Source organism: Streptomyces purpureus (genome assembly GCF_014648195.1).
In the GTDB taxonomy this organism is placed as follows: domain Bacteria; phylum Actinomycetota; class Actinomycetes; order Streptomycetales; family Streptomycetaceae; genus Streptomyces; species Streptomyces purpureus.
The window spans coordinates 363211-382141 of record NZ_BMQQ01000001.1; the positions used below are offsets into that span (position 1 = coordinate 363211).

General features: G+C 74.5%; 13 protein-coding genes. 3 read left to right on the forward strand and 10 right to left on the reverse strand.

The window, feature by feature from the left end; genetic code table 11:
• Positions 1–60: 60 nt before the first annotated feature.
• Together IEZ01_RS01640 and IEZ01_RS01645 are read left to right on the forward strand one after the other, a co-directional pair.
• Positions 61–627, forward strand: a complete 567-nt coding sequence (locus IEZ01_RS01640) for a PadR family transcriptional regulator (RefSeq protein ID WP_019890986.1) — start codon at positions 61–63, stop codon at positions 625–627.
• 39 nt (positions 628–666) lie between these two features.
• Positions 667–2388, forward strand: coding sequence for an acyl-CoA dehydrogenase family protein (locus IEZ01_RS01645; protein WP_189199439.1), 1722 nt, complete (start codon positions 667–669; stop codon positions 2386–2388).
• Positions 2389–2450: 62 nt separating this feature from the next.
• On the opposite strand, the gene IEZ01_RS01650 is transcribed toward IEZ01_RS01645, so the two are convergent.
• Positions 2451–3707, reverse strand: a complete 1257-nt coding sequence (locus IEZ01_RS01650; RefSeq protein WP_189199441.1) for an amidohydrolase — start codon at positions 3705–3707, stop codon at positions 2451–2453.
• A gap of 149 nt (positions 3708–3856) precedes the next feature.
• Here IEZ01_RS01650 and IEZ01_RS01655 point away from each other — a divergent pair, with 149 nt between their 5' ends.
• On the forward strand, positions 3857–4030 hold the full coding sequence (locus IEZ01_RS01655) for a thiazolylpeptide-type bacteriocin (protein ID WP_007268044.1): 174 nt from the start codon (positions 3857–3859) through the stop codon (positions 4028–4030).
• A gap of 90 nt (positions 4031–4120) precedes the next feature.
• Here the strand turns inward: IEZ01_RS01655 and IEZ01_RS01660 are convergent, their stop codons facing one another.
• Genes IEZ01_RS01660 through IEZ01_RS01700 form a run of 9 tightly spaced genes read right to left on the reverse strand, consistent with a single transcriptional unit; the run spans position 4121 to position 18883 of the window.
• Positions 4121–6052 (reverse strand): TOMM precursor leader peptide-binding protein, encoded by a 1932-nt coding sequence (locus IEZ01_RS01660; RefSeq protein ID WP_189199444.1) that lies wholly within the window; start codon positions 6050–6052, stop codon positions 4121–4123.
• A complete protein-coding gene (locus tag IEZ01_RS01665; RefSeq protein ID WP_019890991.1) occupies positions 6049–6804 on the reverse strand; it encodes an ABC transporter permease in 756 nt (251 codons plus the stop codon). The genes IEZ01_RS01660 and IEZ01_RS01665 overlap by 4 nt, the downstream gene beginning before the upstream one ends.
• Before the next feature lie 2 nt (positions 6805–6806).
• Entirely contained in the window at positions 6807–7772 is a 966-nt protein-coding gene (locus tag IEZ01_RS01670) for an ABC transporter ATP-binding protein (protein ID WP_019890992.1), read from the reverse strand.
• A 59-nt stretch (positions 7773–7831) separates the two neighbouring features.
• Positions 7832–8953 carry a M50 family metallopeptidase gene (locus IEZ01_RS01675; protein ID WP_189199446.1) on the reverse strand — a complete coding sequence of 374 codons (1122 nt, stop codon included), beginning with the start codon at positions 8951–8953 and terminating at the stop codon, positions 7832–7834.
• Positions 8950–10023 carry a lantibiotic dehydratase C-terminal domain-containing protein gene (locus tag IEZ01_RS01680; protein WP_189199448.1) on the reverse strand — a complete coding sequence of 358 codons (1074 nt, stop codon included), beginning with the start codon at positions 10021–10023 and terminating at the stop codon, positions 8950–8952. The genes IEZ01_RS01675 and IEZ01_RS01680 overlap by 4 nt, the downstream gene beginning before the upstream one ends.
• On the reverse strand, positions 10011–12725 hold the full coding sequence (locus IEZ01_RS01685) for a lantibiotic dehydratase (protein ID WP_189199450.1): 2715 nt from the start codon (positions 12723–12725) through the stop codon (positions 10011–10013). The genes IEZ01_RS01680 and IEZ01_RS01685 overlap by 13 nt, the downstream gene beginning before the upstream one ends.
• A gap of 10 nt (positions 12726–12735) precedes the next feature.
• Complete coding sequence (locus IEZ01_RS01690; RefSeq protein ID WP_189199452.1) at positions 12736–14391, reverse strand: nitroreductase family protein; 1656 nt, start codon at positions 14389–14391, stop codon at positions 12736–12738.
• 45 nt (positions 14392–14436) lie between these two features.
• Entirely contained in the window at positions 14437–16671 is a 2235-nt protein-coding gene (locus IEZ01_RS01695; protein ID WP_229832594.1) for a TOMM precursor leader peptide-binding protein, read from the reverse strand.
• Positions 16661–18883 (reverse strand): TOMM precursor leader peptide-binding protein, encoded by a 2223-nt coding sequence (locus IEZ01_RS01700; RefSeq protein ID WP_019890998.1) that lies wholly within the window; start codon positions 18881–18883, stop codon positions 16661–16663. Before IEZ01_RS01700 ends, IEZ01_RS01695 begins: the two co-directional genes overlap by 11 nt.
• Positions 18884–18931: the final 48 nt, after the last annotated feature.

The window sequence follows — 18931 nt, forward strand, 5'->3', positions numbered from 1 at the left end:
CGTGTCTCACCCGGGCCCTGGCGCTTGTCTATGCAACGAGTTGCATAGAAGGATCGGGGTATGGCGCTCGAACACGCGATCCTCGTCTCCCTGCTGGAGAAGCCGGGCTCCGGCTATGAGCTGGCCCGGCGGTTCGAGCGGTCCATCGGCTACTTCTGGACCGCCACCCACCAGCAGATCTACCGCGTCCTGCGCCGTATGGAGACCGACGGCTGGGTCGACGTACGCGAGGTGCCGCAGGCGGACCGGCCGGACAAGAAGGAGTACTCCGTCGCCGAGCCCGGCCGCGCCGCCCTCTCCTCCTGGCTGCACGAGCCGATCGAGCTCGAAAGCGTCCGTCACGACCTCGCCGTCAAGATCCGCGGCGCGGCCTTCGACGACCCGGCCGCGCTGATCCGCGAGGTCGAGCGGCACCACCAGGCCCACACCGAACGGCTCACCCGCTACCTCGCCGGCGAGCTGCGCGACTTCACCGGCCCCGACGCGCCCACCGCCCCCGTACCGCCCGACGCCGGGCGGGAGCTCCAGCACGTCGTGCTGCGCGGCGGCATCGCCTACGAGCGGATGACGCTGGCCTGGCTCGACGACGTCCTCGCCACCCTGCGCCGGCTCGCCTCCGAGCGCTGACCACCCTCACGAACACACCTCCCGGAAAGGCGGACCACCATGTCCGACCCGCTGCTCTTCAACCCGCGCACCTACGACCCGCAGCACTTCGACCCCGAGACGCGCAGGCTGCTGCGCGCCACCGTCGACTGGTTCGAGGAGCGCGGCAAGCGCCGGCTCATCGAGGACTACCGCTCCCGCGCCTGGCTCGGCGACTTCCTCGCCTTCGCCGCCAAGGAGGGCCTGTTCGCGGCCTTCCTCACGCCGGCCGCCGCCGCCGACGGCCACCCGGACAAGCGGTGGGACACCGCCCGGATCGCCGCCCTCAACGAGATCTTCGGCTTCTACGGCCTCGACTACTGGTACGCCTGGCAGGTCACCATCCTCGGCCTCGGCCCGGTCTGGCAGAGCGACAACGCCGCCGCCCGCGCCCGCGCCGCCGAACTCCTCTCGGAGGGTGAGGTGTTCGCCTTCGGCCTGTCGGAGAAGACGCACGGCGCCGACATCTACTCCACCGACATGCTGCTCGAGCCCGACGGCCAGGGCGGCTTGCGGGCCACCGGCTCCAAGTACTACATCGGCAACGGCAACGCCGCGGGCCTCGTCTCCGTCTTCGGCCGCCGCACCGACGTCGAAGGCCCCGACGGATACGTCTTCTTCGCCGCCGACAGCCGCCACCCGTCGTACCACCTCGTCAAGAACGTGGTCGACTCCTCCAAGTACGTCAGCGAGTTCCGCCTCGAGGACTACCCGGTGGGCCCCGAGGACGTGCTGCACACCGGCCGCGCCGCCTTCGACGCCGCCCTCAACACCGTCAACGTCGGCAAGTTCAACCTCTGCACCGCCTCCATCGGCATCTGCGAGCACGCGATGTACGAGGCCGTCACGCACGCCCAGAACCGCATCCTCTACGGCCGCCCCGTCACCGCCTTCCCGCACGTGCGCCGCGAGCTGACCGACGCGTACGTCCGGCTCGTCGGCATGAAGCTGTTCAGCGACCGCGCCGTCGACTACTTCCGCACCGCCGGCCCCGACGACCGCCGCTACCTCCTCTTCAACCCGATGACGAAGATGAAGGTGACCACGGAGGGCGAGAAGGTCATCGACCTGATGTGGGACGTCATCGCCGCCAAGGGCTTCGAGAAGGACAACTACTTCGCCCAGGCCGCCGTCGAGATCCGCGGACTGCCCAAGCTGGAGGGCACGGTCCACGTCAACCTCGCGCTGATCCTCAAGTTCATGCGCAACCACCTGCTGAACCCCGCGCCCTACGAGCCGGTACCGACCCGGCTCGACGCCGCCGACGACACCTTCCTCTTCCGGCAGGGCCCCGCCCGCGGCCTGGGCTCCGTACGCTTCCACGACTGGCGCACCGCCTACGACGCGTACGCGCACGTCGCCAATGTCGAGCGCTTCCGCGAGCAGGCGGACGCGCTGTGCGCCTTCGTCACCACCGCCGCCCCCGACGAGGAGCAGAGCCGCGACCTCGACCTGCTCCTCGCCGTCGGCCAGCTGTTCGCGCTCGTCGTCCACGGCCAGCTGATCCTGGAGCAGGCGCGGCTCACCGGCCTCGACGAGGACGTCCTCGACGAGCTGTTCGCCGTCCTCGTCCGCGACTTCTCCGCGCACGCCGTCGAGCTGCACGGCAAGGACTCCGCCACCGTGCAGCAGCAGGAGTGGGCGCTGGGCGCGGTGCGGCGCCCGGTCGTCGACGACGCCCGCTCGGCCCGGGTCTGGGAGCGGGTCGAGGCGCTGTCCGGCGCGTACGAGATGGCGCCGTAGCCGCACACCTCTCGCGGACGGCGGCGGGGCCCTGCCGGGGTCTCGCCGCCGCCCCGCGCGAGTCAGGCGTGGGTCAGCCGCGCCACCGCCGTCGTCAGTGCCGCGACGGCGGTCGGCAGGCAGGAGCGGAGGTCCGGGGCGAACTCGGGGGAGTGGTTGGCGGGCAGCGCGGCGAGCTTCTCGGCCGCCGACGCGCCCGGAGCCTCGGCCCACGCCCGGGGACCGGCCGTGCCGAGCATCCAGTAGACCAGTGCGATCCCCTCCGCGCCGTGCAGTCGGCGGCCCGCGTCCCCGAAGAGCGCGACGTCCTCGGTGGCAAGCGACGGCGGCCACATCGCCACCCGCTCCGGACCGAACTCCGTGACATGCGCCTCTCGTACGGCCGCCGTCGCCGCCGGGTCGGGATGGGTGACCGGTGACCGGGACGTGGTGACGATCTCCGGCTCGCGGGGGCAGGCCGAGGCGGCGCACTCGGCGCGGACGACCCGTTCGACCGCCGCCGCGGCCCGGGCGAGGGAGGCCTCGCTCACCGCCCGTACGGTGACGTCGAGTTCGGCCCGGTCCGGTACGACGTTCGCCCGCTCCCCGGCCCGGAAACGGCCCACGGTCACCGCCACCTGCTCGGCCGGTGCGGCCTCGCGGGAGACCACCGTCTGGAGCCTGGTCACCACATGCGCGGCCGTCACCACCGGGTCGACCGCCAGATGCGGGGCGCCCGCGTGGCCGCCTCGGCCGTGCACGACGATCCGGAACGTCACCGACCCGGCCGTCATCGGACCGTAGCCGTGCGCGACCATGCCGCCCGGCAGCGGCGCCGCGTGCTGGGCGACGACATGGTCGGGGCGGCCGAACCGCTCGTACAGGCCGTCGGTGAGCATCGCCCGCGCGCCCTCCAGGGTCTCCTCGGCCGGCTGGCCCACCACCAGGAGCCGGCCCCGCCAGGTCTCCGGTGCCCCGGCGAGCAGCGAGGCGGCGCCCGCGGCGGCCGTCAGATGCAAGTCGTGGCCGCAGACATGGGCGGCCTCGCCGCGGCTCGCGTACGGCAGGTCGGTCCGCTCCCGCACGGGCAGCGCGTCGAGTTCGGCCCGGACCAGCACGGTCGGCCCGTCTCCGTTCGCCAGCTCACCGACGACGCCGTGGCCGCCCACCCCGACGGTGGTCCGCAGGCCCGCGTCGTCAAGCCACCGGGCGAACCGCTCCGAGGTCCGCCGCTCCTCGCCGGACAGCTCCGGATGCAGGTGCAGGTCGAGGCAGAACTCGGTGAGCGGGCGCAGGAGCGTCCCGAGACGGGTCGGCGGGGCGGGCGCGGTGCGGTCCATCCGCACATCCTCCGGCGGCGCGGCGAACGGCGGCCACCTGGGTCGCTGACACGTCGTGTCAGCGACCTGTCAGCGGGACGATGGGTGCGGTGTCGGCGGCGGGCGCTGGGATGGGAACGTCCACACACCGCTCGACCCAAGGAGCCACCATGGAGAAGTCGCCCCTCGCCTCCCTCGCCGACGAGATCCTGGAGCTGGAGTCGGAGACCTTCGAGATCTCCGACTACTCCGACGCCAGCGAGGTCGTCCTCGCCGGTTCCACGAGCTGCAGCTCCACCTCGACGTGCTCGTCGACCACCAGCACCACTTCCTGCAGCGCCTGACCAACCGTCAGACCGCCGCACACGGATGCCCCGGCCCTCCTCCTGGGAGGAGGGCCGGGGCATCCGCCTTGCCGGGCGCAGGATGTGCGCTCAGGGGAAGGGGTGCGGCACGCGGCGGATCTCCGCCTCGTCGAGGTCCCGCTCCCGCAGCCCGGCCCGGCGCGGGGCCGAACGCAGCCGGGGCAGGTACGGTGCCCGCTGCCGCGACCAGCCGAAGTCGATCGGCAGCAGCCCCGGCACCACCGCGCACACCGTGCTCAGCCCGGCCCGGCGCTGCTCCGGAGTGGTCTGGTCGACGACGATCACATCGTGGCCCGCCCGGGTCAACTCCCGTACACAGTGCAGGAGATCATCCCGCAGATCTCCGGTCCGGGGCCGCTCGACGGCGTTCCAGGACGCGTAGACCTCCGCCATCGGCCGTACCTCCACCGGCTCCAGGTACGGCCGTACGTGCGGGGCCATCCGGGGCAGCCCGAACAGCTGGGCATGGTCCTTGAGGTGCCGTACGAGCGTGAAGTCGTCGGCCATCGCCTCCAGTTCGGGCCGCCGCTCGGCCACCTGGCCGGGCAGGTGCGGGATGTAGGTGAGCACCTCCGACAAGGCGGCCTCCACGGCGGCCTCCGGGTCGAGGGCGGCGCCCGCGCCGAAGGAGAAGAGCCCCGGCCCGCCGTCGCGCCGCACCGCGAGACCGGTGACGACGGGCACCGCCAGATCGATCCGGTTGTCGAAGGCGTGCACGTCGTAGCCGTGCAGCGCGGCCCGGTCGGCCATCGCCCGCACGGCGGGGCTCGCAAGGCTCGCAAGGTCGATCTCGGTCAGCGGAAGACCGCCGTACCAGCCCAGCAGGAAGGCGTCCCGCTCGATGAGTTCGAGCAGCGCCCCGAGCAGGGCCTCTTCCCGGCAGCTGCCGATCGCGCAGCCGTTGGAGCACTCGAAGACGAAGTTGTCGGCCGCGAGACCGGCGCTGTAGTGCACCAGCCGGGCCGGCACCAGCACCGGCCGGTCGTCGCGCAGCGAATGCCCGTACACCCAGGGGATCGGCCGCCGCGGGTCGAAGGGGGAGACCATCGGATCGTCCCGGTACGTCTCAGGCGCGTAGAAGCCGCACTCGGCCGGGTCGAGCGCCCGGTCGCCCAACTCCTCGTAGGAGGCGGTCAGCAGCCGGCCACCGGTGCGGCGATGGGTGCCGGCATACCGCTCCAGACCCTCCAGGAACGCCAGATCGCGGCTGCCGGTGAAGCTGTTCGCCTGCCCGCTCCAGGTCACGTCGGTCAGACCCGCGTAACCACGCATGAACACGCTTCCCGCCACGGGCGCGGTCGTCGGCGAGGTGACGTTGATCCACGTTCCGCCGCCGAGGGCCCCGGTCACCGGATTGGCCAGCGCGGCGCGCGGCAGCGGATAGGAGGACGCGGCGCGCAGATACCGGGCGCCGGGGCGGGGCGTGGGCCGTGGCGCGGGGACGAAGGGGGCCGGCGCGTCCTGCGTGCGCGGACCGCAGTCGGGGCAGAGCGGGTCGGCGAGCAGCGGATACGTCCGCACCTGGAGCGTCTCCAGGTCCAGCCGGGACACCTGGGGCAGCGCCCGGTCGGCCGGCTCACCCGGCTCCCGGACCGTGCCCGCGTACACCGCCTCGTGCAGGGCGGCCGTCGCGTCCCGTACGTACGGCGTCAGCAGGGGCCACCGCGGTGTCACCGTGACCGGCGGCCGGCTGCCGGTCTCCAGCGCGTCCCGCTCGCTGCGGCTGCGCAGCCGCTGATGGCGCATGGCCAGGCATCGGCCACAGGCGGGGGACGTGCCGTCCCCGCCCCAGGGGCCGACGAGGACGGCGCGGGAGGACAGGTGCACGGTCGCGGTGGGCCGGGCGGCCGCGAACGGGTCGGCCGACCGCGGCCCCAGCGCGTCATGGACGCCCAGGGTCACCACGCCGGCACCCTGCCCGGCCAGCGCCCCGGCCAGAGTGCGCCGGGCCTCCTCCAGCGGGGTGCCGTCCGCGGCCCGGACGGAGACGGTCGTCGTCATGTCCGGTTGCTCCAGCGGAAGGTCTTGAGGCCGATCGCCCCGAACAGCACGGCGAAGCCGAGCAGCGCCGCCCAGCCGGTCCAGATGTCCGTCAGGGGCCCCCTGCCGGTCAGCGCTCCGGAGGCGGCGTCGTTGAGGTACCGCAGCGGCAGGACCAGCGAGACCGACCGGAGCCACCCCGGCATCATGTCCATCGGCAGGAACGAGCCGGACAGGAACGCCATCGGCACCATCAGGCAGTTGGCGATCGCGGCGACGGCCTCGGGCGTGTTGGCGTACGTGCCGACGATGACGCCGATGGCCAGGAAGGCCGTGATGCCGAGGACGAGCCCGGGCAGCAGCAGCGGCCAGCGCCCGTCCACGGCCAGGCCGAAGCCCGGCAGCATCGCCACGCCGACGAAGACGGCCGCCTGCGCCACGCCGACGCCGAGCGCCAGCACGTACCGTGAGGCCAGGACGGTGGTCAGCGGTGTCGGAGTGAGCCGGACCAGACGCAGCAGGTCGTCGCGCCGCCACTGCATCAGCGTGAACGCGATGCCGAACACGGCGGCGTTGGCGACACCCCACGACATCACACCGGGCGCGATGTACGAGATGTACGGGCGGCCGCTCTGCTCGACGTCCTTGCCGCTGAAGATCAGACCGAAGACGACGAGGAAGAGCAGCGGGAAGGCGAAGGTGAAGAAGAGGGTGGCCTTGTCCCGGACCTGCGCCCGGTAGCCGGCGGTGGTCAGGGCCGTGTACGCGCTCATCGTCAGGACTCCGTGCTGTGGGGGTGGGCGGCCGGCTCGCCTGCCGCGCCGGTCAGTTCGAGGTAGACGTCCTCCAGGGTCGCCGTGCGGGTCATCACACCGTCGAGGCCGGTGAGGGCGTCGACGGCCCTAAGGACCTTGCCGGGCGCCGCGGTCTCCAGGACCAGCGAGCCGCCCTGGACCGTGGCCCGGTCGACGCCGGGGATCGCGTCGGCGTCCTCCACGGGGATCCGGCCGGCGGGCAGCAGCAGCCGGGAGGGGGCGCCCGCGGCGGTGACCAGCTGGTGCGGGGAGTCGAGGGCGGCGATCCGGCCGCCGACGAGGATGGCGACCCGGTCGCACAGCGCCTCGGCCTCGTCGAGGTGGTGGGTGGTGTAGACGATGGTGCGGCCTTCGCTCTTGAGGGCGCGCAACACCTCCCACAGGTCGCGGCGGGCCTGCGGGTCGAGCGCGGCCGTCGGCTCGTCCAGGAAGATCAGCTCCGGGTCGTGGACGAGAGCGGAGGCGATGGCGAGCCGCTGGCGCTGCCCGCCGGAGAGGTTCTCGACGTACACGTCCCGCTGCTCGGTGAGGCCCACGGAGGCCAGCGTGCGGTCGGCCGCCGCCCGGTCGTGGCGGTAGAGACCGGCGACGGTGGCCAGGTGCTCCCGGGCCGTCTGGCGGACGAAGAACGCCGAGGACTGCGTCTGGACCCCCATCCGGGGCAGCAGCGCGGTGTTCCGGGGCCATGGGCTCTGCCCGAGGACCCGCACGGTCCCGGAGTCGGCCTGCCGCAGCCCCTCCATGATCTCGACAAGGGTCGTCTTGCCCGCGCCGTTGGGGCCGAGCAGGCCGAAGAACTCACCGCGCCGCACGGCGAGGGAGACACCGTCCACGGCGTCCCGGTCGCCGTAGCGTTTACGGACGTTCTCGACCGTGATGGCCGTGATGGCCGTGGTGTCTGGGGGAGGGGTGCTGTGGGTTGTCATGGGCGGTGTGTCCTCGGATGTGGTGGGGCGGAAAGGGCCGGGGGTGGGGGGATTGGCGGTCAGGGGGTCAGGGCGTACCAGACGGCGCCCGCCGCACCTGCCACCAGGAGCAGCACGAGCAGACAGGAGCCGGCGGCGTACGCGAGGTAGAGCCGGCGCGCACGGGGCGGATAGGCGGCGGCCGCCACCGGGTCGCGTGAGCGCAGCCGCAGATAGGTGGCGCTCGCCGGCGCCAGGGTCGTCACGCGCAGGGCGTGGCCGAGCATGGTGTAGCCGTCCAGCGGCGGCAGCGGGATCAGGTTGACCAGGGCCTGCGCGGTGCCGAGCAGCAGCAGGGCGCCGAGCGTGCGGCGGGTGGCATCCCCCTCGGGCAGGGCCGCCCACCACAGGCAGAACGGCAGCAGGAACAGCAGGTTGGCGAAGGCACCCGCCCCGGCGACGGCCAGCTGGTGCCGACGGCGGCGCAGATAGCGGTAGTTGTCGACGGTGCAGTACATGATGGCGACCGGCAGGCGCCAGCGCAGCCCGATCTCGCCGACGGTGCCGCCGACGTGCCGGGCCGCGACCCCGTGCGCGAACTCGTGCAGCGCCGTGCTCAGCCAGAGCGCGCTCGCCACGGCGAGCAGCGGCACGGGACGGCGCAGCAGCCAACCCAGGTCGCGCAGCAGCTCCGCCGCCGCCGCCACGGTCACCGCCGTCGTCGCCAGGCACACCAGCAGCCCCACCGCCAGGGCCGCCGGGTGCAGCAGCGGCCGCAGCGCCCGGTGCAGGGCGGCGGTGGCCGCGTCGGCGTCCGCCACCAGCCGCACGGAGCCGCGCAGCAGTGTGCCCTCCACCTGCTTGGTACGGGGGGCCGGCGGCTGCGGCGGCGGCCCGCCCGCGAGGAGCCGCCGGGAGCCGAGCAGGCCAAGGAGCCGCTGCCAGTGCGCCTCACCCAGCCGGCGCCCGAACGCCTGGCCGTACTCGGCGCCGATCTCCGCGAGGCTGCGGGCGCCGTCGAGGCGGGAGACGAGGAAGAACTCCTTCGGCCCGATCTCGAACGACGTCCCCGACACCGGGTCCTTGACCAGATGCACGGTCGCCGAGCCGTGCAGCAGCGCCGGCGAGAGCAGGACGTCGGCGCGGAGCGCGGGCCGGTGCGCGAGCAGCCCCGCCGGGGCGGGGGAGGAGGCGCCGGTCATGGCGCGACCGCCGCCGCGTCGGAGCGGTCCTCGCCCTCGCGCAGCACCCGCCCCAGCAGATGGGCGAGGTACGCCTCGTCGCGGATCGTCACATGGAGCCGGTTGTTGGTCATGTGCATGTACGGGGAGAGGAGCAGCGGCAGTGCCTCGGCCGGATCCGTCACCCGCTCGTCCCGGGTGCCGTCCCAGGAGCGGAACACCAGCTCCCCGGCGGCGGCCAGCCCGGCCGCCCGCTCCCGCAGCTCCCGGCAGTGCTCGGCCCAGCCCCCGAGGAACGCCGGCAGCCGGCCCGTGTCACCCGAGGCCAGCGCCTGCCGTACGGCGGCGAACCGCCGGGCCAGGCCCGGAGCGGTCTGCTCGTACGTCCGGTCGTACTCCTCGGAACCGATGAACCCGGTGCCCGGAAACGCCTTGTGCCAGAACTCGTAGTAGCGGTCGAGATAGTCCGTCAGTTCGTCGCGGCCCGGGAGGAACACCCCGGCCATCACCATCATCAGCTGGGCGGAGGTGCCGAGCAGCACCGTGCGCAGATGGAGGTTCATCCGGCCCAGGGCGTCCATCACCAGATCGCTGGAGCGGGCGAAATGCCATTCGGCGAGTTCGACGCCCGCGGGGCCGCCGTATTTTCCGTATTCGGGCTCGTAGGGCTCGTGGGAGAAGGAATTGTTCGGCCGCAGATTCATCCGGCCGTCGGGGCCCATGAACGCGGCCCGGTCACCGCCGGGGAATTCGATGTCGAACAGGGTGTTGTAGAACTCGTTGAGAAATCCGGAGTCGACCTCGTACAACGCCGGACGGGCCTTGAGGAAGGCCGCGACGGCCTCGTCGGTCCGGCGCCTCACCTCCGGCGCGGCCGCCGGAGTCGCGGGCCGCAGCCGCAGCCGCACATGCGGCCCCTCCAGCCAGTAGTTGATGAAGAAGTGCCCGGCCAGCAGGCCGTCCTCGCGCAGCGCGGAGACCAGCGGGCGGACGCAGGTGACCAGCAGCGGCTGCGGATTGGCCGCGTAGAAGATGTGCGTGGCCTGCCAGGCGCCGCGCGGATCGCCGCCGGTTCGGTTCAGCTCTGCCATCGGGGTCCGCCTTCCGGGCGTCGGGTCGTGGTGAAGGTCTCGACTGCCAGCTCCGTCACATGCGTGCCCCGCGCGGAGCAGGTGTGCAGACCGTCCGGGCCCGGGAGCATCTCGCGGAACACCACCCGGTGGTCGGGGTCACGCAGCAGCGTCTCGAAGGCCGCGAGCGACAACAGGCTGCCGAAGTCGACGTACTGAGGTTTCGCGCCGGCGCCGGCCGGCCCGGCCGTCACCGTCGCGAACACCCGCTCCGGCAGCCCGTGGAACCGCCGCCACCGCCGCCACTCCAGCAGATGACCGGCCTCCCGCGCGCCGCGCGCGGGCAGCTCCCCGGCCGTGGTGGTCCAGCTGCGCCGGGAGAGCACCACATCCCCGTGGACCACCCGGGGACGGGAGGTGACCCCCTCGCGCGACGGGCCCTGCGGGACGCCCGCCCACACGTCGAGCGGTGACATCGACGACGGCGACAGCAGCAGCAGCGTCCGCGGGATCGCGGGCAGCGCCAACGGCACCAGATAGCCCAGATAGACCGGGATCACCTCGCACCCCAGCCGGTGCGAGCGCAGCGCCACCCGGCCGGTGTCCGCGTCGGCCTGCGCATACAGGTCGTCCAGCCGCAGCAGCCGCTCCTCGGGCAGCGTCCCGGTCTCGCCCGGGCAGACGATCTCGTACGAGGTCAGCTCGCCGTGCAGATTGAGATTGGTGGTCACCGGACCGCCGGTGACCTCCGCGAACACGGCGCCCGGCGGGGTGAGCCGGTCGGCGCCCGCCCGCAGCCGGGGCGACAGCGGATCCGCCCCCTCGTCGTACAGCCCCGTGAAGCGGCTGAACGGGAAGGACAGGCCGCCGTAGGACCGGTTCAGGACCGTCAGCTGCCGGCCGGACACCGGATCGGGCGCCAGCTGGAGATGGTGGCACCGGGCCGCGAACCCTCGGTCAAGGGGGGGGAGTTCGCCGGAAACCGCCGCCAGGTCCGCCTCGCTGAGCCGCAGTTCGGCAACGTCGGCCGAGGTTCCGGGCTCCTCGCCGTGCCGTTCCCACGCGGCCCGCATCCGGTCGATGAAGGTCCGCCTGGCCGTGTCCAGCGCCCTGATACCCGAAAGCCCCAGCCAGTTCTCCTCCGGGACGTACGCACCGGACGCGTCGATCGGGGTGCGGCGCGCGGTGAAGGAGAGGTACTGGTCGAAGAAGTCCTCGTGGAAGTCGTGGACCAGGCCGAGCAGATCGTCGCAGCGCCCGCCGGAGCCGTACCGGGCGGCGAAGAACCCTTCGAAGGTGATCCGCTGCGCCAGCGTCAGATCGAATGCGGGCAGGATCCGCTCCACCGAGCGCAGCCCCGCCCAGTCCGGCTCCGGGCCCGCCAGCTCACGGCCCGCGCTCACGTCCTCGTACAGCAGCGTCTGCGGCAGGCCCGCGTCCGGCGCGCCGAGCTCCGCCTGCACCGCGCGCAGCCCGCCGCGCAGCTCGCGCAGCAGCTCCCGGCGTTCGGCGGACCCGGTGGCAAAGGCATAGCGGCCGAGCGTCGCCGCCGGCGTGTCCAGGAGCCCGGCGAGCCGGTCGGCCCAGGGCCGCTCCAGCGCGCGCAGCGACGCCTGGAACGACCCCAGCGGATCGGCGCTGTGCACCTCGGTGTCGAGGCAGGGCACCCGCACCATGCCGAGTTGGAGCAGGGCCGACACATACGTCTCGCAGTCGGCCGGATCGGCGCCGTGCACCTCCGCCAGCCAGTCGGCCACCTCCGCGTACCGCAGCTCGCCCCGCTCGGCGAAGAGCGCCAGGAGCCGGTCCAGGGTGCCGCTGCGGCGCAGGAAGAACAGGCGGTCCTTGACCGCGTCGAAGGTGACCGCGGCGGCGTCGTCGCCCGCGGCGACCGAGCGCCGCACGTACCGGATCCGGTCCTCGTCGCCGCCCCACCCGGAGGCCGGGCGCAACGGCAGGTCACGGCGGCGCACCGGGTCGGCGAGGATCAGCTCCGCGAGCCGCGCCAGCACCACCACGTTGAGCCGCACCTGGCCGCGCCAGTCGTCCATGACCCGAACCCACCGGGGTGCGGGCCGCGCCCCGAACCGGCCCGTCGCCACACCGGTGAAGGTGCTGAACGGGCTGGTCTTGCACGCCGCGCGGTACACGTACGACAGCAGCGACCGCTCCGCCTTGCGGGCCCGTCCGCCGGTGCCTGCCAGAAGAGAGTCCACCTGGCCGTCGAGCACGGGTGAGGCCAGCAGCAGCCCGAGCCGCAGCCGCTCGTCGGCCAGCAGGCCACGCAGCGCCGCCCGGCCGCGCTCCAGATCGGCCGCAAGCAGCGGCTCCCCCTCGGCCAGCAGCTTCTCCAGCTCGCCGCGCAACTCCAGCCACCGTGCCAGCCGCTCCCCGGCGGCCGGGTCCAGGGCCGCGACCGCTTCGACGGCCGCCTCCGGCCGGCCCGGCAGCTTGTTGTTGTGGATCTGGCGCCGCAGCCGCAGCAGTTCACGGCGGCGGGCCGCGTCCGGCCCGTCCGGTGACGGGTCGGTCGCGCCGACCGCCAGGTGCAGCAGGTCGCCCAGCCGCTCGCCGTCCGACCGCAGCGTCTCCTCGACGGCCAGGACCTCCTCCGCCCACCCGACGCTCGCGCCGCAGCACAGCGCGTCGACCGAGGCCAGCGGCAGCCCGGCCACCCGCAGCAGGAAGCGGTCCCCCGCCTGCCATTCGGCAGTGCTGTCCATCGCTGCCCCCTCAGGCGATCTCGTGGCGGAAGTCGGCCGGACGCGGCCGCTCATGACCCAGCAGCATGATCAGCAGCGGCGCCTCGTCCGTACCGGTCAGCCCCAGCCACTCCTGGTACGCGATGTTGTCGAAGCCCAGCGCGACACCCGCCCCGAGCTCCAGCGCCGCGGCCGAGGTGTAGAAGGTCTGCGCGACCGCGCCCACCGTGCCGTTCACCAGCCGGTATCCGCGGTCGCCCACGGCGTCCAGCACGGCCGTCGTCCGCACTGCCGGCACGATCACCGCGCCCGCCTGCTCCAGGTTGTAGTTGGACAGGAAGTAGTTCCGCTGGAGGAAACCTCCGGGCGGCCCCGCCACCACCAGCCGCAGCGCCCGGGCGGCCGGATCGTAGGCGTACGTCCCCGGGGCGATCCCCTCCACATGGCTGACGAAGACGTACAGCGCGGTCAGCGCGGGCCCGCCGGGGCGTTCGGCCTCACTGCCCAGCGAGGCCGTCGCGCAGTCGTCGAGCACGGCCGCCAGCTGCTCCGCCGCCACCGGGCGGCTCGCGTCGAACCGGCCGAAGCTGCTGCGCCGGGCGCGCAGCGCGGCGCCCACCCCGAGGGCGGGCCGGGCCGGTGCGGGCAGCGGCAGCGGATCGCCGCCGCGCGGCGGCCCGGCGGCGGCCGCGTCCAGCGCGCCGGGGGCCGGACGGTCCGCCGCCCGCCCCAGCGTCGCCGCGTGGACGCGGTGCAACGCCTCGAACTCCAGCACCCGGCGGGAGCGTTCGGCGTCCCGCCTGCGCACGGCCGGTGCGCCGCCGGCCCGCGCCGGGCCGCCCGCCTTCGGGGCGGACGCTCCCGAACCGCCCGCTCCCGGGCCGTCCGCTCCCGGGCCGCCCGCCTCCGGGCCGTCCGCTCCCGGGCCGTCTGCCTCCGAACCGCCCGCCTCCGGGGCGGACGCGCCCGCCCACTCCAGCGGCACGACCGCGAAGACGCCCTCGTCCCGCGACGCCTCGCCGAGCAGCCCCGCCAGCGGCTCCTCGTCGAACCAGAGCACCGGCGCGAGCCGTAGGCCGTACTGCCCGGCCCACAGCCGCCAGGTCTGCAGCAGCGCGCCCACGTCCATGCTGACGGCGTGGAAGGAGAAGCTGTTGTACTTGAACGCGTTCTGCCAGTACTTGACCCCGAGCACCAGATACTGGGCGGCCGGCGGCACGCCGTCCCCGAGCGCCGCGCGGACGTCGCCGGTCACATCGCCCGCCAGCAGCCGCCGCAGCGCGTGCCGGTGCGGCGCGTAGTGGTACAGCCCGGGCGTCAGCGGCCCGTCCGCGCCCGCCGCCCAGTACACGGTCACCGGATACAGCCCGCCGCCCGACGCGGTGCCCCGGGACCAGTTGGCGTGGGTGTAGTGCGGCAGCGCCGCCAGGTCGGTATTGGCCTGCACGGCCAGCCGGCGCCCGGTCAGCCCGTACGAGTCGCGCAGCATCCCGGCGAGCAGCGGCAGCGTGAACGCGCCGTCCGCACTGCCCTCGGGCGGGGCCTCGGGCAGCGGAAGCGTCTCCGCGCCGGGGTAGTACTTCGCCTTCCGCGGCCGGTCGGACCAGTCGGGCACGAAGTCGACCGGCTCCATCGGTACCCGGCCGCGGTGCATGATCTGGCGGGCGTAGTCATGGGCGTGGCCCACGGGTCCTCCTACGTTCGGATCGGACGCCGGGTCGCGGCGGCCGGGTCAGGGGAAGGGGTGCGGAGCCGGGTTGACGTCGGCGGGGGCCAGGTCGTCCGCGCGTAGCCCCGCGGCCCGCAGGGCCGTACGCAGCCGTGGCATCCCGAGCGCCCGCTGCCGCGCGTGGCCGAAGTCGATCGGCAGCAGCCCCGGCACCAGCACGCTCACCGTGTGCAGCCCCAAAGCCCGCTGCTCCGGCATGGTCTGGTCGACCGCGACCACGTCGAAGCCCTCGGCGGCGACGGCCGCCACACACCGCTCCAGGTCCTCGGTGAGGTCGCCGGAGGAGATCCGCCCCGAGGCGTCCGGCCAGCGCAGCGAGTCCACCGCCCGCGGAGCGGCCGGTGACGCGGCCCGCAGCAGGAAGTCGGCGTGCCGGCCCATCTCCGGCACCCCGTACACCAGTGGATGGTCGTGCAAGGCGGTCACCAGCGAGAAGTCGGCGGCCATCGCCCGCAGCCTCGCCTCGTCCCGCTCGGTGCGCCCGGGCAGGTTGACGGCGTCGGTGGCGATCTCGCACAGCGCCGAGGCGAGCGCGGCCTCCGGGTCGAGGCTCGCCCCCGCGCCGAAGCACATCCGGCCCGTCCCGCCGTCGAACCGCTCGGCGACCGCGGTCACCACGGGGATCGGGAAGGTGACACGGGTGTCGAAGAACCGCGCCCGGTAGCCGTACAGCGCCAGCCGGTCCACCATCGCCCGGGTCTCCGGCCGCGTACTGCCGGACACGTCGAGCTCCGGCAGCGGCTGCCGCCCGTACCAGCTGAGCAGGAACGCGTCCCTCTCGACCACCTCAAGGAGGCCGAACAGCGCCGCCTCCGCCACACTCCCGCCCGACGCGCATCCGTTGGAGCTCTCCTGCACGAACCGGTTCTCCAGCCCGGGCGCGTGGTAGTACGTCAGCACCTCCGGGACCAGCCGGGGCGTCCGGTCCCGCAGCGACCAGCCCCACACCCACGGGATCTCCCGGTCGGGGTCGAAGGGCCGAACCCTCGGGTTCGCGCGGTGGAACGCCTCGCTGTAAAGCCCCACTTCCCGGGGGTCGACCGCGTCGGAGCCGAACTGCTTCAGCGAGCCCACGACCGCGGTCACCCGGGACCGGGGCCGCATGCCCGCGTACCGTTCGAGCCCCTCCAGGACCCCGACGCGCGCGCTGCGGGCGAACGAGTCGGTGTGCCCGCCCCAGAACGTCTCGCGCAGATAGCCGCCCGAGCGCATCGAGAAGCAGCCGATCGTCGCCGAGGTGGACGTGGAGGACACGTCCTGCACGAGCGAGGGCCCCAGCGCCCCGCAGAGCGGGTTGGCGAAGGCGGCCACGTCGACGGCGTACGACTCGACCGGCCGGGTACGCAGCGCGCCGGGCCGGTACGCCGGCGTGGGCGGCAGGTCGAGGACCGCGCCGTCCGCCGTGTCCTCCTCGGGAGCGGCGCAGCCCGGGCACTCCGGATCCGGCACGAGCGGCAGCCGCCGCACGCCACCGGACCGCAGGTCCAGCAGCCACACGTACGGGAAGGGCCCCGCCGCGCGGGCGCCCCGCACCGCCGTGACCAGCGCGGCGAGCGCGTCGGCGGCGAACGGATGCGCGTACGGCCACTCACCGGCCGCGCGCCCCGTCCCGCCGCCCAGTTCTAGGGCGTCCCGCAGCGCGACGGACCGCACGGCCTGCCACCGCCGCTCCAGACAGCGCGCACACCCGGCGCCGCCGTCGCCGACCGGTCCGACGACGGCGTGCCGGCCGTACACCCGCACGGGAACACGCCCGTCCGCCCCCGCCACGGGTGGCGCGAACGCGTCCCGCACCCCCAACGCCGACAGACTCACCTCGGGCCCGCCCACCACACGCAACGCCCGCTCCAACACCCCGCACAGCCGCGCGGCACCCGCCGCCCCGAGCGCGACGGCGAGCAGACCGTCGGCCCGGACGAGCCCGGGGATGGGCTCGGTGCCGTCCCCGGCCGGATCCTGCGGCGCGGCCGCGGCGTTCGGGCCCGCCTGCGGCACCTCGGACGGCGACTCCCCGGAGCGGGCCACGGTGCCGGCCGGGTCCTGCCCACCCGGCCCCACGTGGGCAGCGGTCCCCGCCGGATCCCGCGGCGCGGCCGCGGCGTTCGGGCCCGCCTGCGGCACCTCGGACGGCGACTCCCCGGAGCGGGCCACGGTGCCGGCCGGGTCCTGCCCACCCGGCCCCACGTGGGCACCGGTCCCCGCCGGATCCCGCGGCGCGGCCCCGCTGCTACGCGGCATCGCCGGCCTCCCCGGCGGCCGTCAGCAGCACCCGGGCCGTGTGGATCGCGGCGGAGGTCAGTTCCGGTGAACCGGTCGGGACCACGTAGGCGTCGCGGCCCGCCGCGCGCAGCCGGTCCAGGACGGACGGCCAGGACGCCGCCGGGGCGGCGGAGGCGGCGGGGGCCGGCTCGGCCGTGACGGTGAGGGCGCGCGGGTCCAGGTCGGGGAGCAGGGGATCGCCCGGGTCGGCCGGGCCGGGGGAGGCCTCGTCACGTTCGTACTGCACGGCGCCCAGCAGGTCGCGCAGGGCCGACACCGCCGCCGCCCGCCGGTCCAGGTCGCTGCCCACGGCCCACCGCTCGCCCGAGCGTGCCAGCAGCACCTGCGCACCGGTGCGTGCGGCCTCACCCAGGTCCAGCACCTCCACCGGAACGCCGAGCCGGTCCGCCGAGCGTACGAGGAAGGTCAGTTCGGGGTCGGAGCCGGTGCCGTCCTCCGCCTCCGGCAGGGGTACGAGCCCGGCGGCCCGGCCCCGTACGGCACGCAGCAGGGCGTCGTACGCGAGCGCGGACAGCAGCCCGGCCGCGGCGGCGTCCGCCGGGGACGGGCCCGCCCCGACGCCGGCGGAGGTGCGCTCGAAGAGCCGCGCCGCGTTGTGCGGTCCGAAGGGGCGCACGGCCCCGGCGGGCACCAGCACCGGCTCCTTGGTGAGGAGCGAGACACCGTGCTGGTACGTGTCGGTGGTGCCCGGCAGGCCGGAGGCGAGCGCGAGACCGGCCGCCGCGGCGGGCCGCTCGCCACGGACCAGGCCGCGCGCGGGGACGACCCACTCCGCGTACACGGCCGCCGCCGCGTTCAGCGCGCGGATCCGCGCCCCGGCGACATGGTGGACGTCGAAGGCCGTGACCGTACGCGCGCCGCCGGCTCCGGCGGGCAGCTCCACGGCACCGAGCTTGAGCGGCACCTGCGTCAGCGACTCGTCCTCGTACCGCGTGAACACCCCCGCGTAGGGCCGGACCAGCGTGGAGCGCCGGTTCAACTCCTCGACCAGCTCGTCCGCCTCACGGGCGGTCGCCGCCGTCGGCAGCTCCGGGGCCCCCGACCCGCCGACGGCGGTGAGCTCGACCGGCGCGGACGCCGCGCGGACCGCGTCGGCGTCGTCACCGGCGCAGAACGGGCACCGGGGATGGGTGAACAGCGGCTCCGCCGTGACGTCCAGCGAATCCATGTCCTGCACGATCAGCTGCCCGGCGGTCTCGGCCGCCGGCGCCCCGGACCGGGCGCGGAACACCTCGTACCCGAGGAGATTGCCGATCATCGCGGCGAGCGGACCGCCCGGCTCGGGGCCGTCGAGGGCGGCACCGCCCGGCAGGGCCAGCGCCTTCCACAGCTCGGCCGCCGCGTCGCCGCCGCGTGCCGCGTCCAGCCGCAGCGCCGCGCACGCCCAGCAGCCCGGGGTGCGGTGCTCCATCAGCGGGCCGACCACGGCGTCGGAGCCGTACGTCCAGGCCGGGAGCAGCATCCGGCCCTCCGGTATGCCGGCGCGCAGCAGCGGGAGTACGGCCGCGGGCGCCGCGCGGCCGCCGGTGACCACGACGACGTCGAAGTCGTCGAGACGTGACCAGTCGGTGAGGCCGTCGACGGGCGGCAGCGGCCGGATCTCCACCGGGCAGCCGTCGGCCACGGTCTCGGCGGCCTCGGCGTCGACGGCGGACCGGTCGAGGTCCGGGGTCACGCCGACGACGGCGCAGCCGTTGCGCACCAGACCGAGCGCGCACCAGCGGGCGACGGCGTCGTCGCCGAGGACGGCGACCTTGGCGTCACGGAAGCGCAGGAAGCGGGTCTCGGCGTCGTCGGCGTAGTGGTCGGCGTAGGCGATCTGCGGGGCGAACCGCCGTGCCACGTCCGGCGGCAGGGCGGGGTGCCCGGCGCCGTCCGCGTCCGGTGCGGCGACCGGGCGGGCGAAGTCTCTTTCGTACAGCGTCCTCACCAGCTCGCCGACCATGGCACGCGGGCCGTCGCCGAGCCCCTGGCAGAGGTCGGCGACGGTGTGCTCGCCGGTGAGGTGCGGCACGAGCAGGGTGGCGACGCGGTAGGCGGACGGCGAGGTCAGGCGGAAGCCGCCGTCGGCGTTGTGGAAGAGGACACCGTCGGGTGTCTCGGTGAAGAGCACGTCCCGGCGGATGCGGGGACGGGTGGAGGCGACGTCTTCGAAGCCGGTTCGGGCCATGGGACACCCCTGAGTGCGGTCTGGGTGGTGGGCGGGGGAGGGAAGGTG

Coding starts and splice junctions, on each gene's coding strand:
- IEZ01_RS01640 (WP_019890986.1), top strand. CDS start 61: ATGGCGCTCGAACACGCGATCCTCGTCTCCCTGCTGGAGAAGCCGGGC.
- IEZ01_RS01645 (WP_189199439.1), top strand. CDS start 667: ATGTCCGACCCGCTGCTCTTCAACCCGCGCACCTACGACCCGCAGCAC.
- IEZ01_RS01650 (WP_189199441.1), bottom strand. CDS start 3,707: ATGGACCGCACCGCGCCCGCCCCGCCGACCCGTCTCGGGACGCTCCTG.
- IEZ01_RS01655 (WP_007268044.1), top strand. CDS start 3,857: ATGGAGAAGTCGCCCCTCGCCTCCCTCGCCGACGAGATCCTGGAGCTG.
- IEZ01_RS01660 (WP_189199444.1), bottom strand. CDS start 6,052: ATGACGACGACCGTCTCCGTCCGGGCCGCGGACGGCACCCCGCTGGAG.
- IEZ01_RS01665 (WP_019890991.1), bottom strand. CDS start 6,804: ATGAGCGCGTACACGGCCCTGACCACCGCCGGCTACCGGGCGCAGGTC.
- IEZ01_RS01670 (WP_019890992.1), bottom strand. CDS start 7,772: ATGACAACCCACAGCACCCCTCCCCCAGACACCACGGCCATCACGGCC.
- IEZ01_RS01675 (WP_189199446.1), bottom strand. CDS start 8,953: ATGACCGGCGCCTCCTCCCCCGCCCCGGCGGGGCTGCTCGCGCACCGG.
- IEZ01_RS01680 (WP_189199448.1), bottom strand. CDS start 10,023: ATGGCAGAGCTGAACCGAACCGGCGGCGATCCGCGCGGCGCCTGGCAG.
- IEZ01_RS01685 (WP_189199450.1), bottom strand. CDS start 12,725: ATGGACAGCACTGCCGAATGGCAGGCGGGGGACCGCTTCCTGCTGCGG.
- IEZ01_RS01695 (WP_229832594.1), bottom strand. CDS start 16,671: ATGCCGCGTAGCAGCGGGGCCGCGCCGCGGGATCCGGCGGGGACCGGT.
- IEZ01_RS01700 (WP_019890998.1), bottom strand. CDS start 18,883: ATGGCCCGAACCGGCTTCGAAGACGTCGCCTCCACCCGTCCCCGCATC.